Raw genomic sequence first — 14,882 nt, 5'->3', positions numbered from 1 at the left:
CGCCCGTGCCTGGGCAGGCCAGTGGTCGTCGATGACCACTCGGGGTGTGCCTGGGGTGTAGCAGGGTTCGTGCCAGTGTTGGATGTATGGGGGTTGCAGGGCTCTAGGCAAAGGGTTTTACGCGGCTGATGGTGGGGGGTGGCGAGAAAGGGGATGAACCAGATCAGGGCATCCGGGAGCGGGAATACTCTTTTTGGGGCGCCAGGGCCTTATCCCAGAGGCCAGTAGAAATGATCGGCCTTTGTGGGGCTCTGCCCGCGATGAGGCCGGTACAGCCGATGCCCTTCTAGCGCGTGCAATGCCGCCATCGCGGGCGGGCCCGCTCCCACAAATGCCCCCCGGCAACGCGGCCCACTGGTTCGCCACCACCGCGCAATCAAGCCTGGATCGGCGTGCACAACTCCACCAAGGTGCCGTCCGGGCAGCGCACGTAGGACACCACTTGCCCCCAGGGTTTGCGCTGTGGCGCGCTGAGCTCCGTGGCGCCATGGTCCAGGGCGCGGGTGTGGGCGCCGTGGACGTCGTCGGTGACGAGGCCGATTTCCATCCCTAAAGGTTGCGCTGAGGCGTGGGCCTGGATGTGGCCGCCGGGGAAGTTCATCTCCCCCAGTTCGTGGGCGGCAAAGGACAGGGTGGTTTCACCGCTGGCCAGTTCGCCGTAGGTTCCGGATTCATGCAAAAAACCGCGGGCAAAACCAAAGGCCTGTTCGAAAAAGGCCAGGGAGGCGGCGACGTCGGGGACGTAGACGATGGTGTATCCGAACTTCATGGGGCAGCGTTCCTTTGCCAATGATGGGGGGCGCAGCTTAACTGCCCGGCTGCTGTTTTTGAAAGGCATCGGTGTGCCGGCGCCCGGCATTGCTCCAGGCCCCGCCGGATGAGGCCCTGTGGCCATAGGACACTCGCTCGATGCCTTCCAGGCGCTGTTGCAGGACCTGGCTCAAGGACTCTTCGGGGCGCAGGTAGGTATCGCCGAAGTCGCCGTCGAGCAGGCTGGGGTGGGCGATGACTTCCAGCAGGCCCCGCTCGGGCGGTGCCAGGTCGCGCAGGTCTGCCGGGGTGCAGACATAGTCGGCGGTGCTTGCGGCCAGTTGGCGCAGGCGCCGGTTGAACAGGGTTTTGTACAGGCGCTTGACGGGGTGGATCCGGCTGCCCAGGTTGCGTGCCAGGCGCACCGGTACGCCGTGCTGGGCGGCGAAGCGGGCGAGGATCTCGCCGATGGGCCAGATGTTGTGCACGTGTTGGTGGGAGTCCAGATGGCTGGGTTTGAGCCCCAGGTCCAGGCAGCGTTGCCATTGGGCGTGCAGTTCCTGGTGGATGGCCTCGCGCACCGAGGCCTGGAGCCACAGGCAGTGGCGCGGCAGGCGCAAGTCGAATTCGCCGGCGCCGTTGCAGAACGCCGGTTGCGCAACGATGGCCTGGCTCAGGGGGCGGCCATGGGTGAGGTTCAGGTGCAGGCCGACGCGCCCCCGCAGCAGCGGCAGGCGAGCCATGGCGCAGGCTTGGGCAAATGCGGGCATGTTGGCCATGGCCGTGGCGCTGCTAATCAGGCCGGCCTGGAAGGCTTGCAGGATCACGGCGTTTTCGTGGGCGTCGAGGCCGAAGTCGTCGGCGTTGATGATGACGTGGCTGGGCATGGCGGTGCCTCCTGGCAGGGGATGGGTGGTGCCGGTGGTGCGAGGTTGGAGTTGGCGCGCCGGCGCAGCCACGGCTTGAACAGGTGCCACAGGCGCAGGCCCAGGCCCAGGCAAATGCCGCTGGGGCGCCAGGAATAGAAGCTCCAGCGCCAGTGCTCGACCTGGTCGCTCATGCGTTCGTGGAGTTGGTGGCTGGAGTTGTCCAGGCTGACCCGCGAGGCGTCTACCCAGCGCCAGCCGTCGTCCAGGCCCCAGTCGATCCAGGCTTGCAGCAGCACACGCCCGCTGCCCAGGTCGGCGTATTGCGGTAGGAAGGCCAGGTTGTAGTCGTATAGCCGAGCGTGCTCGAGCAAGCCCAGGCGATAGCTGATACAGCGCCCGTCCAGCTCCAGGCTGACCACCCGCACCAGGCCTTGCTCGGCCAGGGCGGTGAAGGCCTGGATGATCCACGGGCGGTTGGCGGGGCTGAAGATGCCCACGCCCTCGTCGCCTTTCCAACTCTGCGCCTCCACATCGCTGAGGGCTTGCAGCAGCGGGCCGATGCTGGCCGCGTCGGGTACCCAGCGCCGCACCTGGGCGCCGCAGGCGGCAATGCGCTTGCGCGCGCGGCGCAGTTTATAGCGGGGGGCGCCGCTGACTTCCTCGCGGTCGGCGTCGCCGATCAGGTGCACCGGCACCCGGCAACTGAGGCGCCGCTCGGCGGTGGAGCTGCGGTACATCCAGTGGGCCAGGGTGCTGTGGCGGTCCGGCAGGTCGGTCAGCTCGCTGAGTTGGAGCAGGGCGTGGGGTTGCCGGCGGCGGATTTCCCCCAGTGCTTGTTGCAGGTCTGCCACGCCCAGTTCCGCCAGCCAGCCGAGGCGGTCGGCCAAGGGAAAGCCCAGGTGGCGCACCACGCGAAACGGCCAACCGGCAAAACGCTCGCGGCCACTGACCAGGGGCAGGCACAGGCACAGGGTATCGGCCTGCCAGGCCAGTAACACCTGTAACTGCTGGGTCGGGCCCAGGGCCGCTTCGGCCGCCAGCAACCAGGCCAGGGTATTGAATGGCGTGGCGTCGGGGCAGCGCTGGCGCAATTGTTCGTAGGCGCCCTGGGGGAAAAGCGGGTCGCGCAGCGAGCCCAGCCATTGGAAACGCACGGCCATGGCGTTCAGGCTGCCGCGTGGGGTGCAGGGTGAGCGGTCATATAACGTTCCATGTCAGGGCAAAAAGGGTTTGGCCGGGCAGGGTGAAGCGCACCACCCCATCCTGGCAGTCGAAGGGCGCCTTGCGGCTGACGCTGTCGTCGCCCATGTACAGCAGTTGGCTGTCGGCGGGCGGGCACTGAACCTGGGAACCTTGCAGGCTGACGTGCTGCTGGCGGTTGGCTTTGTTCACCCCCAGGAGGCTGCGCTGCTGGGCGCTGGCCATGGCCAGCACATCGACTTCAAAGGCGTCGTTATCCAGGCGCAGTACCTGCCCCAGCCAGTGCTGGCTGATGAATTGCTGGGCCAGGCCCACCGGTTTGAGCTCGAAGCTGCCGTCGGCGCGCGGGCGCAGCAAACCCTTGAGGTGGTCGTCTTCATCGGCCAGCAAAAACCAGTTGAGCATGTCCAGCAAGCCGTCCTGGCTGGCGTTGATGACCACCGAGGCCCACCACAGTGAGGCGAAGTGGGTGTCTTGTTCATAGGGGCTGACCGAGCCGCCGCTGGAGATGTTGGTCTGGTCCAGCAGCAGCGCCTTGCGCGGGCGGCCATCGCTGTCCAGGCCCACCAGTTGGGCGGCCTGGCGGACCGCGTCGCGGTAGGTGCGGGTGGCCAACAGGTCGCGCACCATCCATTCGTGCCAAGCCAGGGCGTCGACGTTTTCCCCCGAGTTCTGCAACAGGCGCCGGGCCCAGTCGATGCCCCGGTAGTCACGGGCGTTTGGCAAGAACGGGCCGTTGACGAAGCGCGAGCTGGCGGGCATGGCGATGCGCACGCCGGCTTCGTGGGCGCCGGGGTAGCGGCGCACCTGCCAGGCCAGGCTGTCGAACAGCTGTTGAAAGGAACTGTAGTTGCGGTAACTGGCATTGGGTTCGTCGGCAAAGCTGATGTAGTGCAGCCCAGGCTTCGCCATGGCCACGGTGCTCGCCAGCCAGGCCTGGAGCGCAGCCTGGGTAGTGTCGTCGGCCACCAGGTCGGATTTGCGCCCGGTGGCGGCCATCAGGGTGAGGTCGTGGTCGATGGCAAACCGTTCGCGGTAGAGCTGGCGGAATTTATCTTCGAACTGCGGCCGGTTGCCTACCACATCGACAAAGCTGTAATAGCCGGCGGTGCGCAGGCCCAGGGCCTGGACCGCTTCATGGGTGGCGGGCGGCAGGCGTTCATAGGGCAACCCGCTGCCCAGGCGCGGCGTGCTGCCCAGTACGTCGGCGTACAGCGTGAGGCGCACTTGGCCGTCGTCCTCGCGCAGCGGTTGCAGGTGTTCGGGGCGCTGGGCGAACAGGTTGGCCGTGCCATCGAGCCAGAACGCCGCCTTGCCGCTGCCCAGCAGGCGCAGGCGCCAGACCTGCTCGGTGGTGGCTACGGGCAGGGCCACTTGGTCGAAATGCCAGTGCTGCGGGTAGGGTTTGAGTGCCAGGGCCAGGCGCTGGCCATCGGCGAGGCGTTCGGCTTGCAGGGCGCGCACCCCGCCATGGAACTTGCCCGCGAGAAAGGCCCGCTCGCCGGCGCCCACCTTGAAGTACAGCTCGGTGTCGGCGGGCAGTTCGGCGTTGAAGTGAACCTTGACCGGTGCGTACAGGGCTGCGGTTCGGTCATCGTGCTCTACCCGGTAGCGGCGGAAGCTGTAGCCGGGGATCTCCAGGCGATAGCGGCCGGCGGCCAGGGGCCAGCGCTGGCGGCCGCGGGTTTCGTCGGCGTCGATCACGCGCTCGGCGTGCAGACGGCCCTGGCCGTCCAGCAGGTACAGGTGCTCCTGGTTGGCATCGGCTTGCCAGGCTGGGGTCCAACTGACGGCCAGGGTGTCGCCTTGCCCGGTTTGCAGATACAGGCTGCCATCGCGGATCGCCGCCCAGCTCAGGGCCTGCGCCGCCGCACCCTGGCACAGCAGCAAGCCGAGCAGCAGGGCCATGGCTTTCATGCCGGGCTCCGGGTGAGCAGGTTGCGCACCGACACCAAATCGCCGGGCAGGATGAACAACGTCTGCCACACCGGCACCCGGTTGAGCCGGCAGTACAGCGCCAGCAGGCAGGCGGCCACCGCCAAGTAGGTGGCGGACGAAGCTATGGCGGCGCCAACGATGCCGTACCGGGGGATCAGAACCAGGTTGAGCACCAGGTTGAGCAGGGCCCCCAGGCCGGTGGCCAGGGAGATGCTGCCGGGGCGGTTCTTGCCCAACAGGTCTAGGCGCAGGGTGCTGACGAAACACAGCCCCAGGCTGCCCGGCAGCAGGGCCAACAGCGCCGGGTAGGCGGGGCGGTATTCGGCGCCGAACAAGGTGACGATCAGCCATTCGCCCAGCAGCGCCATGCCGGCACAGGCGCAGATCATCACGGTGCTGGTTAGGCGCAGGGCCATGGCGGTCAGGCTCTCGATGCCTTCGCCCTGTTGCAACAGGCGTTTCATCAGCGGCGTGGTGACGGCCTCGGTGACGATGGTCAGCAGGTCGGCGGCGGCGCTGGCCATGGCATAGAAACCCAGGGCGGTGCTGCCCAACAGGGTGCTGATGAACAGGTAATCGGCCCGCGAGATGACCTGCCTGAACAGGGTTTCGGGGTGGCTCTTGGCGCTGTAGTGCAGCAGCTCGTTTTGCCCCTGGCGGTCCCACCTCAGGGCCAGTTCGTGGTTGTGCGAAAGCCACCAGCAGCCCACCGCTACCACCAGCCCCAGCCCCGCCAGCCAGGTTATCAGCGCCGCTTCCAGGGCTGCGGTTTGCCACATCCAGAACAACGCCAGGAACAGCAGCAGCGGCGCGGCGGACTCGATCAGGCGCAAGCCGTTGTAGCCTTCCACCCCGCCGGAGGCATTGTGCAGGTTGAGCAGGCCGTTCTTGAGCACCGCCAACGGCACCGCCAGCAGCAGCAACCAGGCCAGCAGGCCCAGTTGCCGGGTGATCTCAAGGCTGGCGCCGAACTCGCGCAGCAGCCACACCCCCAGCCAGGTCGCCAGCCCACCGAGCAGGCAGCCGAACACCAATACCTGGCTGAGCAGCAAACCCATGGCCCGTTGCTGGGCGGCCTGGTAGGCGATGGCCGAGTTGAGCCCGCCGCTGGTGACCGCGCTGATAAGTTCGGGCAGGGCACTGAGCAGGGCGAACAGGCCCCGCTCACTGGGGCCCAGGATGCGCGCCAGGAGCACGTTACGCAGCAAGCGCAGGACGATCATCGCCACGCGGGTGCCCATGCTCATGGCCAGATGCCGCAGGTAGGGGCTGCGGGTCATGGTCGGGCCCCTTGATACATGCGCCAGGCCAGCAGCGACGGGTGGTGGGCGGTGTGCTGGCTGACGCCGATGCGCGGCAGTGCCAGTGGGTCGTGGGCGCCGCGCCAGACGCCTGGGCGGGTGCCCAGGGCATAGGGGTAACGGTGGGCGGCCACGCGTTCGCGTACCCGTGTGTCGTGGTTGCCATTGGGGTAGCAATACACCGGCAGCGGCTGGCGGCAGCCGCGCAGCAGGGCTTCGTGGCTGCGGCGCAACTCATGCTCCAATTGCTCATCGTCCAGCCCGGTGAGGATGGCGTGGCTGGCGCCATGGGGGCCGAAACGCACCAGCCCGGAATCTTCCAGCTGGCGCACCTGTTGCCAGTCCAGTGCCTGGGGCGTGCCCTGGGCGGGGCAGGCCTCGGCCAATTGGCTCAAGCCTTGCGCGGACATGGCCTTGAGGCTTTGCAGGTACTGGGCCAGGGCCTGGCTGCGTTGTGGCTCGGTGGCGCTGTCGAGCAGGGCGGCGGGCACCGGGCGGCCGATGCCGTAGAGGTGCTCGATCAGGTTCTGCCGGGCCTGGGCGCCGAAGCTGCCCCACAGGGTTTCGCCGACGCTTTCCCACCAGAAGCACTGGCGGCTGCCGATGAAGTCGGTGGAGAGGAAAATGCTTGCCGGTACCTGATGGTGTTGCAGCAAGGGGAAAGCGTTGACGGCGTTGTCGCGCCAGCCATCGTCGAAGGTCAAGGCCACCCGTGGCCGCGCGGCGCGCACGGGGGCGGTGAGTAAGTCCATCAGCGGTACACAGTCGAAATGGCGCTTGAGCCAACGCAACAAATGCTCGAACGCCTGAGGGCCGATGCACAGCTCAGTGCGATGAGCGAGCAGGGCACTGGTGTCGTCGGCCAGCACCCGGTGCAGCATTAGGATCACCCCGGCGCCGCGCAAGGGCGCCGCTGGCCGGGGCGTGTTGAGGTAGAGCCAGCCGGCGCTGCGCTTGACGAGTTGTTTGATAGCCATGGGCGCCGTCCTCAGCGGTTTTCGTCGGGGGTCCACTGGGGGTAACGATGGCCCCGCAGGAACTGCCACAGGCCCGCGCTCATCCCGGCCAGGGTCACCACCACGAAGGCAGCGAGGCGAAACGGTTTGGGCAGGCGATGGCGCACGTCCAGCAACCCGGCGATGGCCACGCCATAGCCGAGCACCTGGACGATCAAGGCCAGGTTGTAGAAGCCATGCTCGCCCCACAGCCACAGGTTGCTCAGCAGCAGGGGCACCAGCAGCACCGGGGCCAGGCGGCGCAGCAGCTTGTGGCTAATCAGGGCCACGGCGTAGAGGCCGTGGCGCAGCGGGTTGAGCAGTTCGCTGCGCTGGGCCAGGCTTTGCAGGCCGCCTACGGTCACCCGTTGGCGGCGGCGAAACTGTCTGTTGGCTTGATCCACGCCCTGGTCGGTGACCCGCGCCGATTCGACGTAGACGATGGTTTTGCCGCCCACGGCCGCGCAGGTACTGAGAAAGAAGTCATCGTTGACTTCGGCGGGGATCCATTGCAGCAACTCGCGCCGCAGGGCCAGCAGCGCGCCGTCGGCAGACACCATGCACCCGGTACGGTTTTCCATGCGCCGCAGCCAGCCCTCGTAATGACGGTAGAGGCTGTCGCCCAGGCTAAGGCCGTTGCCCGGCACCGGAATACTCATGTGCCCGGCGCACGCCCCAACCTGGGGATCGTTGAGCGGTGCGAGCAAGTGGCCCAGGGTGTCGCTGGCCCACTGATTGTCCGCGTCGGTGAATACCAGTATCTCTCCCGTGGCGTGACCCACGGCGGTATTGAGCGTGGCGGTCTTGCCCCGGCGTGGTAGGTCGAGCACTTCAATACGTGGGTCGACTACGGCTTGGGCACGGGCCACGGTGTCATCGCTGGAGCCGTCGCTGGCCAGGATGATTTGCAGACCCAGGGGGGTGTAATCCTGCACCAGCAGCATGCGCAGCTTGTCTTCGATATGCCGCGCCTCGTTGTGGGCGGCAATGATGACGCTCACCGTCATCGGCCGGGCGGCCTCGACCCGGCGTGCTTTGAACAGCGGCGCCAACAAGGTCAGCAGCAGCGGGTAGCCGACGTAGGCATAGAACGGCAACAGCAGGCACAACCAGAAAATCACTTCAGCCACGGGCAGGTCTCCTTGCTTTCCAATGACACAGGCTGAGCACGAACGCGGCGCCCGCCAAGTGCAGGCGTACCCAGTGCAGGCCCCACAGTTGCAGGCTCAGCCAGGGGTCGCGGTGACTGAGGCTTTGGCGCAGGCTCAGGGCCAGCGCCGGCAGGCTGGTCAGCAGTAAAAGGAACAAGGCCTGGCGCGTCTGGCCGGCGAACAGCGCCGCCAGGGCCAGGGCATCGAGGGCCCACACGCCCAGCGAGAGCAGGGGCAAGCGCAGCAGGCGCCAGTTGAAACGGCTGCGCAGCAGTTGCACATGGCTGCCCTGGCGCCACAGCTCCTTGCCCATCCATTCGCGCCAATTGACTTCATAGCCCCAGTGCAGCGCCAGGCTGTCGTTGACCGCCAGCAGGCGTGCGCCGGCGCGGCTGAGGCGCTGGGTCAGGTCCTTGTCTTCGCCGGTGCGCAGGTGTTCGTCGAAGCCGCCGACCTGCTCGAACCAGTGGCGGCGCATCAGCAGGTTGGCGCTGGGCAGCCACGGCGCCGGTGGCCGCGGGCGATGGGCCGGGCGCAGGGTACGCCGCTGCCAGGCACAGGCGAACCACGGCGCCTGGGCCGGGGTGTCGCAATCAAGCGCCAGCACATCGGCCTGGCCACTGGCCTCAAGGCCGGTGAGCAGTGCCAGGCTGTCGGGGGGCATTTCGATATCAGCGTCGATAAACGCCAGCCATTGCCCCTGCGCCTGGGCCGCGCCGGCATTGCGCAGGGCGCCGATGGCCAGGCCCGGCAGCGACCACACGCGGGCACCGCAGTCGCGGGCGATCTGCGGGCCCTGGTCCTGGGAGCCGTTATCCATCACCAGTAGCTCGCACTCAAGGCCAGCCGCCCGTGCCGCCAGGCGCGCGGCCTGCAAGGTGCGGCCAATGTGCCGCGCTTCGTTGTACATGGGTATGACGATGCTGATCCCGGTCATGGCCGCGCCTCCTGGCGTGTGGCCTGTTCCACCTGTTGGCGCAGCACGGCGGACAGCGCCAGCATGATCCACAGGTACTTGAGGTTGGGCACGCTGAGGAACAACAAAAACAGGGCCAGCACCAACAGGCTGATGCCCAGGTGAGTGAGCAGGTCGGCCTGCTCGTGGGCGCCCCGGCGCAGGCACAGGGCGCGCGCGCGCAGGAAATTCCATAGGCCCAGGGCAATCATGGCGATAAACAGCAGCGCCGCCGGGATGCCGGTTTCGGCCAGCAGCCCCAGGTAGGTGTTATGGGCTTCGCGCAGCAGGTCGCCGGGTTTGCGGTGCGAGGCAATGAACAGCTTGGCGTAACCGCTGTTGGCGTAATGCTGGGGGAAGGTGCCGGGGCCGGCGCCGAGCAACGGGTGCTCCAGGATCAATTGCCCCCCCACCAACACGTATGAGGCGCGCCGGCCCAGGGATTCGTCGGCCTGGGTGCTGACGTTGCCCCCCAGCGCAGCCAACGACTGCATACGGGCAAAGTAGGACGCCGGCACGGTGTAGGCCGCCAGGGGCACGGCAATGGCCAGGGCCAGCATGGCGAACCCCAAGTGCCGTGGGCGAATGCCGGGCAGGTGCGAGCGGTAATGCCACACCCCAAGGCCCAGGCTGAGCAGCAGCACCAGCAGCCCCGAGCGCGATTGCGTGGCGGTCATGCCCGCCAGCAACAGCCCGATGCAGCCCAGCCAGAGCAGCCGTTGCCCGGCACTGGGGCTGTGAATCGCCAGCAACAGGGCCAGGGGCACGGCAAAGGCGACAATCATCGCCATCAGGTTGGGGTCGTCGAGCAGGCCGGCGGCGCGGCCCTCGTCTTGAAAGTGGCTGGAGAGCAGGGCCATGGCGCAGGTCAGGGCGATGCCCAGTACCGTCAAGCGGCAGAACAGCCCCAGGTTCAGCCCCCGGCCCAACACCAGGGTGATGACGAACACCACCGGGCCCACCAGCAGGTTGCGCAGGTCGCCCAGGGATGCCTGGCGGTCATCGGAGGCCCACAGGCTCAGCAGGTACAGGGCGCTGAAGCCCAGCAGCAGCGGCCACAGGTTGCTGCGCAAGTGGCTGGCGGGGATTTGCCGCAGGGCCAGTTGCAGCGCCAGCACCAGCATCAGCGACAGCCCGAGGAACTTGGCCGCGGAAAAACTGCTGTCGCGGAACAACCCCTCGAACGGCAGCACCGCCACCAACGCCAGCAAGCCCCAGGCCGGGCGCCGATACAGCAGCACCACGCCCAGCAACCCCAGCACGGCGCCGGGTGCCAGGTACGGAAAAGGGCTGGCCAATAAGGCCAGGGCCAACAGCGCCACCAGGGCGACCAGCGACAGTGGCACGATCATGGCCGCGGCCCCCGTGCGGTGTTCAGGTACAACTGCCCCCAACGCCCGGCCAGTGCGGCCAGGTCGTAGCGCTCGCGCTGGGTGTGGCGGGCGTTGTCGCGTAATTGCCCGGCGCGTTGCGGCTGCTCCAGCAGGCAGGTGAGCTGGCGTGCCAGCGCGGGGCTGTCCAGGGCCGGGGCGAGCAAGCCGTTGTGGCCTTCGACGATCACGTCGCCAATCCCGCCCACGGCGAAGGCCACCACCGGCACGCCGGCCTGCATGGCTTCGAGCAGGATCATCGGCGTGCCTTCGGTGCGCGAACTGATGACCAGCGCATTGAGCTTCGCCCACCAGGGCTGCATGTCGTGTTGGTAACCGGGCAGGTGGATGCGCCCCGCCAACCCGGCAGCGTCGATACGCGCCTGCAAGGCCTCGCGTTCGGGGCCGTCACCGAGCATCACCGCATTCAGTGTGGGGTGTTGCCGGCACAGCGGGATCAAGGCATCGAGGAACAGGTCGGGGCCTTTTTCCTGGCTCAGGCGCCCGACAAAACCAGCCAGCCAGGGGTACTCGCCCGGGCTGCTGGGCAGCGCGGCCAGCGCGGCCGGCAAGCCGTTGGGGATGACGTGCAGTTTGTCCGCGCGTACCTGCGCCTGGCGGTGCAGCACGGCGATGCTCTCGGCCACGCACACCACCCGGTCCACCACGCGGGTGCGGCACAGTTGCAGGCTCAGCCAGGTGTACAGGCGCTGCTTGCGGCTGCGCGGGGTAAAGCCGTGTTGGGTGATGACCAACGGCAGGCGCCACAGCAAGGCCGCCAGCCAGCCGAACACCAGGCCCTTGAAATTATGAGCATTGAGCAACGGCCGCTGGGCCCTTTGCCGATGCAGGCTGCGCAGCAGCGTGCTCAGGTCGGGGCAGTCATGGCACTGCACCCCGGCGGCGCGAAAACGCGCTACCAGCGGCGCCGGCGCGCCGAGGAACAGCACCTGATGCCGGCCCGCCGTCGCCAGGCAGTGGTCCAGCAGCATCCGCTCGGCGCCGTAGAAACCACCGCTGCCCAGCAGGTGGATGATCGGCAGCGCAGCCTCGACGGCGCTGTTCAATTGCGCACCCAGTGCATCAGGCGCGGCATCGACCAGTTGGGGTGCGGGTTGGGTTGCTCGTGCTGCTGGTCGTTGATGACCAGCAGCACCGGCAGGTCCAGTTGCCGGGTGATCTGCGCCGGGTGTTTGAAGCGGTGGTCGAAGAACTCACGCAGGTACACCAGGGTGATCGCCAGCAGCAGGCCGGTGAGCAGGCCGAACGGAATAATCAGCATGGGCTTGGGGAACGCCGCTTCGGTGGGCTCGTAGGGCGGGCTCAGTACGCGGGCGTTGGACAGGCCGTTGTCCTGGGGCCGTTGGGTGCTTTCCTCATAGCGCTGGGTATAGGTGAAGAACGCCGCGTGCAAGGCGTCGATCTCGGTGTCCATCTGGCGCAGCTTGCTCAGGGTTTCTTGCAGTTGGTGGATGCGCGCCTTGAAGTCGGCGATGCGCTGGGTTTTCTGCGCCACCACCGAGCGGACGATGTCCAGGTCACTGCTGCGTTCCTGGATGCGGTTGTTGACCACTTTGAGGAACTGCTGGCGCGCGCGGCTGATCTGCTCGCGGATCAACAGCATCGGCTCGCTGCCGGGCTGGAAGATCGCCAGGTCACTGTTGTAGCGCGCCACCAGGGTGGTCAGTTGCTCGACCATCTGGCCGATTTCGCGGTCCTGGTAGGTGAGGTTGTCCACGGTGGTGGTGAAGGTGTAGGGGAAGGTGAAGTCGCGGCTGCTGGCCGCCGCCAGGCTGGCCTTGAGGTAATCGAGCCACTGCTGGCCTTGCAGCAAGCGGTCGCGGGCCTGGTTCAGGGCCTGTTCCTCGACGTTGATGGCGTTGAGGCGAAAGGTGATTTCCTCCTTGGGGTCGGAGGCGCCGATGCCTTCGAGCAGGCCCAGGCGATTGCCTTCCAGGCCATCGAGGCGCGCGCGGTATTGGCTTTTCTTCTGCTCGTAAAAGGTCTGCGGCAGGTCGTTGGATTGCAGGTCCTGGCGGTTTTGCAGGTAGTTATCCAGCAATTGGGCGACGAACAGGGTGCCCTGGGTCGGGTCGGCAAAGCGGTAGGTGATGGAGATCACGTTGGAGCCGGGCAGGGTTTCCACCTTGAGGTTATGCAGGGCGTTCTCCACCAGCATGTCCAGGGTGTTATCGCGCGGCGGGTCCACCTCCATGCCCAAGGCCTGGCGCGCTGGGTTGACCAGATGCTCGCGCAAGGGTGTGAGTACCTGCTCGCGTAGCGGGCGCATCACCCAGCGGCTGAGCAGGCCCTTGGGCGGCGTGTATTCGCCGCGTTCGCGCAACTGGCTGATGGTCTGGCGGATCAGGGTGGGCGAACGCAGGATGTTGCTTTCGGTCTCCATGTCCGACAGCGACGGCTGCACGAACTTGTCGGTGTCCTGGGCCAGCAGGGTCGCGGTGTCGCTTTGCGAGAGTTTTTTCGACTGGACGATGACCTGGGCGGTGATGTCGAAGCTCTGCTTGAGCAACAGCGGCAGCAGCAGGGCGATCACGGCGAACAGCAGGAACACCCGTTTGACCAGTTGCCGGTTGGCGAACAGGATCCTGAAGAACTCGTGCAGGTAGTTTTCCTGGGGATTCATGGCGGGCACCTGCGCTTTAGTTGTCATTGCTGTTGTCGTTCAGGTCATAGCCGACGCTGAACCCGATGCCCTGGAACAGCACCACGTCGGCCAGTTGCCGGGCGATTTCGCCGGCGCTGGCCAACCCGGTCTTGGGCACGAACAGCATGTCGTCCGGTTGCAGGTAGGCCATTTGCGTGGCATCGCCTTCCAGGGCCTTGGCCACGTCGTAGTGGTAGGCCTCGACCTGGTTGCCCTTGCGCCGCATCACCACCACCGAGCCCAGTTGCGCCTTGATGCTGGGGCCGCGGGCCAGGGACAGGGCTTCGAGGATCGACACCGGCCGGCGGATCGGGTACGCCCCGGGCATGCCCACTTCACCCAGCACATACACCTCGTTGCCCGCCGTGGACTTGAGCAGCACATCCACCGTCATGCGCCCCGGTAGCTGGGCGTAGCGCTGGTTGAGTTGGTCGCGCAATTGGTTGAGGGTCATGCCTTGCAGGGGCAGGGCACCGATCTCGGGGAAACTGGCGTAGCCGTCGGTGCCCACGGTGATGTCGCGGCTCATGCCGGTGGCCGGGTGGTTAAGGGTGTTCTTGAGGTTCTGTTCGTTGGTCATCGGGCTGGTGACCTGCACCGACAACTGGTTGCGGTTGGGCTTGAACAGGCTCTTTTGTGTGTAGATGCGCTGGATCTCCTCGCGCGCCTGCTCGCTGGTCAGCCCAGCGATTTTCGCCGAGGCATTGGCGCCGGGCAGGTCGATGGTGCCGTCGGGCAGTACCAGGCGATTGCCGTTGAGCTGGCTGGCGGCGTTGAAGGTCAGCGCCACTTGGTCGCCGGCCTGCACTTGGTAGGCGTTGGAGCCGCTGGTGCCGATATGGAAGATCACTTCCAGCACGTCCTGCGGGCGCAGGGTTTGTTCCACTTGCCCGATATCGGTGGCCTGGGCGTTGGCGGGCGCAGCGGTGAGGATCTGCACCGGGGTGCTGCGGGTTTCGGTATGGCTGGTGCAACCGGCCAGCGGCAGCAACAGCAGGACAAGCAGTCGGGTGTTCATGGCGTCATCCTTCGTGGCGGCTCAGAGGTTGTCGTACAGCCACTTGGGCATGTAGTACTTGCGGCCATTGAAAATGCTGCCGATCAGCTTGGCCCCGGCCTGGGCCAGGCGCTGGGTGGCGGCCTGGGCCACTTCGCTGCGGGTGTCTTCGGCGCGCACCACGAGAATCACGCCGTCCACCAGGGGGCTGATGACCAGGGCGTCGGCCGCCGAGTACACCGCGCCGCCGTCGATCACCACAAAGCGGTACTTGCCGCCCAACTGCTTGAGCAACGGGCGCAGGTGCTCGCTGTGCAAGTGGCTGGCGTCGCGCGGCGAGCGGCCATTGGGCATCACGTCGAAGGGCAGGTTAGGCACTTGGACAATGCAGTCCTGCACCAGGGGCGGTGGTTGGGAATCGAACAGCAAGTCGCGAAAACCGCGCTCGCGGCCCAGGCCCAGTTGCTGGCTGAGGTTGCGGCTATCCTGGCAGGCGTCCAGCAGCAGTACGCGGCCACAGCTCATCTGTGCCAGTTGGCCGGCCAGGGCCAGGGCGCTGGTGCTGGTGCCATCGCCGGTGCTGGCAGCAGTGATGAGCAACAGGCGCAGGTCCGGGTCGAGCAGGGCCGAGGTCAGGTTGGTTTCGCTGGGTTGAGCGAAGGTGGGGCTTTTGCTGGTTGAACCGTCCATC

13 protein-coding genes are annotated in these 14,882 nt (G+C 66.8%); all 13 read right to left on the bottom strand.

Annotated elements, in window-relative coordinates:
* Window positions 1–376: 376 nt before the first annotated feature.
* Genes CKW13_RS21305 through CKW13_RS21245 form a run of 13 tightly spaced genes read right to left on the bottom strand, consistent with a single transcriptional unit; the run spans window position 377 to window position 14,881 of the window.
* On the bottom strand, window positions 377–769 hold the full coding sequence (locus CKW13_RS21305) for a VOC family protein (RefSeq protein ID WP_095110753.1): 393 nt from the start codon (window positions 767–769) through the stop codon (window positions 377–379).
* A 37-nt stretch (window positions 770–806) separates the two neighbouring features.
* Window positions 807–1,637, bottom strand: a complete 831-nt coding sequence (locus CKW13_RS21300; RefSeq protein WP_095110752.1) for a carbohydrate deacetylase — start codon at window positions 1,635–1,637, stop codon at window positions 807–809.
* Window positions 1,574–2,779, bottom strand: coding sequence for a GNAT family N-acetyltransferase (locus CKW13_RS21295; RefSeq protein WP_095110751.1), 1,206 nt, complete (start codon window positions 2,777–2,779; stop codon window positions 1,574–1,576). The genes CKW13_RS21300 and CKW13_RS21295 overlap by 64 nt, the downstream gene beginning before the upstream one ends.
* A gap of 37 nt (window positions 2,780–2,816) precedes the next feature.
* Entirely contained in the window at window positions 2,817–4,736 is a 1,920-nt protein-coding gene (locus tag CKW13_RS21290; RefSeq protein ID WP_095110750.1) for a hypothetical protein, read from the bottom strand.
* Window positions 4,733–6,037, bottom strand: a complete 1,305-nt coding sequence (locus CKW13_RS21285; protein WP_095110749.1) for a lipopolysaccharide biosynthesis protein — start codon at window positions 6,035–6,037, stop codon at window positions 4,733–4,735. The genes CKW13_RS21290 and CKW13_RS21285 overlap by 4 nt, the downstream gene beginning before the upstream one ends.
* On the bottom strand, window positions 6,034–7,035 hold the full coding sequence (locus CKW13_RS21280; protein WP_095110748.1) for a polysaccharide deacetylase family protein: 1,002 nt from the start codon (window positions 7,033–7,035) through the stop codon (window positions 6,034–6,036). The genes CKW13_RS21285 and CKW13_RS21280 overlap by 4 nt, the downstream gene beginning before the upstream one ends.
* An 11-nt stretch (window positions 7,036–7,046) precedes the next feature.
* Window positions 7,047–8,183 (bottom strand): glycosyltransferase, encoded by a 1,137-nt coding sequence (locus tag CKW13_RS21275; protein ID WP_095110747.1) that lies wholly within the window; start codon window positions 8,181–8,183, stop codon window positions 7,047–7,049.
* The gene (locus CKW13_RS21270) at window positions 8,176–9,141 is read right to left on the bottom strand and encodes a glycosyltransferase family 2 protein (protein ID WP_095110746.1); all 966 of its coding nucleotides are present in this window, start codon (window positions 9,139–9,141) and stop codon (window positions 8,176–8,178) included. The genes CKW13_RS21275 and CKW13_RS21270 overlap by 8 nt, the downstream gene beginning before the upstream one ends.
* Window positions 9,138–10,511, bottom strand: a complete 1,374-nt coding sequence (locus CKW13_RS21265) for an O-antigen ligase (protein ID WP_095110745.1) — start codon at window positions 10,509–10,511, stop codon at window positions 9,138–9,140. The genes CKW13_RS21270 and CKW13_RS21265 overlap by 4 nt, the downstream gene beginning before the upstream one ends.
* Window positions 10,508–11,596: a glycosyltransferase family 4 protein gene (locus tag CKW13_RS21260; protein ID WP_256576647.1), complete on the bottom strand. Its 1,089-nt coding sequence runs from the start codon at window positions 11,594–11,596 to the stop codon at window positions 10,508–10,510. Before CKW13_RS21260 ends, CKW13_RS21265 begins: the two co-directional genes overlap by 4 nt.
* Window positions 11,593–13,173, bottom strand: a complete 1,581-nt coding sequence (locus CKW13_RS21255) for a Wzz/FepE/Etk N-terminal domain-containing protein (RefSeq protein ID WP_095110744.1) — start codon at window positions 13,171–13,173, stop codon at window positions 11,593–11,595. The genes CKW13_RS21260 and CKW13_RS21255 overlap by 4 nt, the downstream gene beginning before the upstream one ends.
* A 16-nt stretch (window positions 13,174–13,189) precedes the next feature.
* Window positions 13,190–14,212, bottom strand: coding sequence for a polysaccharide biosynthesis/export family protein (locus CKW13_RS21250; RefSeq protein WP_095110743.1), 1,023 nt, complete (start codon window positions 14,210–14,212; stop codon window positions 13,190–13,192).
* 21 nt (window positions 14,213–14,233) lie between these two features.
* The gene (locus tag CKW13_RS21245; RefSeq protein WP_095110742.1) at window positions 14,234–14,881 is read right to left on the bottom strand and encodes a CpsD/CapB family tyrosine-protein kinase; all 648 of its coding nucleotides are present in this window, start codon (window positions 14,879–14,881) and stop codon (window positions 14,234–14,236) included.
* Window position 14,882: the final 1 nt, after the last annotated feature.

It is taken from the genome of Pseudomonas sp. Irchel 3E20 (assembly GCF_900187645.1).
Taxonomy (GTDB): Bacteria; Pseudomonadota; Gammaproteobacteria; order Pseudomonadales; family Pseudomonadaceae; genus Aquipseudomonas.
This window is presented reverse-complemented; position numbering and strand designations above follow the sequence as displayed.

What these genes read in the sequence shown, in the direction of transcription:
- CKW13_RS21305 (WP_095110753.1), bottom strand. Translation starts at nt 769, where the DNA reads ATGAAGTTCGGATACACCATCGTCTACGTCCCCGACGTCGCCGCCTCC.
- CKW13_RS21300 (WP_095110752.1), bottom strand. Translation starts at nt 1,637, where the DNA reads ATGCCCAGCCACGTCATCATCAACGCCGACGACTTCGGCCTCGACGCC.
- CKW13_RS21295 (WP_095110751.1), bottom strand. Translation starts at nt 2,779, where the DNA reads ATGGCCGTGCGTTTCCAATGGCTGGGCTCGCTGCGCGACCCGCTTTTC.
- CKW13_RS21290 (WP_095110750.1), bottom strand. Translation starts at nt 4,736, where the DNA reads ATGAAAGCCATGGCCCTGCTGCTCGGCTTGCTGCTGTGCCAGGGTGCG.
- CKW13_RS21285 (WP_095110749.1), bottom strand. Translation starts at nt 6,037, where the DNA reads ATGACCCGCAGCCCCTACCTGCGGCATCTGGCCATGAGCATGGGCACC.
- CKW13_RS21280 (WP_095110748.1), bottom strand. Translation starts at nt 7,035, where the DNA reads ATGGCTATCAAACAACTCGTCAAGCGCAGCGCCGGCTGGCTCTACCTC.
- CKW13_RS21270 (WP_095110746.1), bottom strand. Translation starts at nt 9,141, where the DNA reads ATGACCGGGATCAGCATCGTCATACCCATGTACAACGAAGCGCGGCAC.
- CKW13_RS21265 (WP_095110745.1), bottom strand. Translation starts at nt 10,511, where the DNA reads ATGATCGTGCCACTGTCGCTGGTCGCCCTGGTGGCGCTGTTGGCCCTG.
- CKW13_RS21255 (WP_095110744.1), bottom strand. Translation starts at nt 13,173, where the DNA reads ATGAATCCCCAGGAAAACTACCTGCACGAGTTCTTCAGGATCCTGTTC.
- CKW13_RS21250 (WP_095110743.1), bottom strand. Translation starts at nt 14,212, where the DNA reads ATGAACACCCGACTGCTTGTCCTGCTGTTGCTGCCGCTGGCCGGTTGC.
- CKW13_RS21245 (WP_095110742.1), bottom strand. Translation starts at nt 14,881, where the DNA reads ATGGACGGTTCAACCAGCAAAAGCCCCACCTTCGCTCAACCCAGCGAA.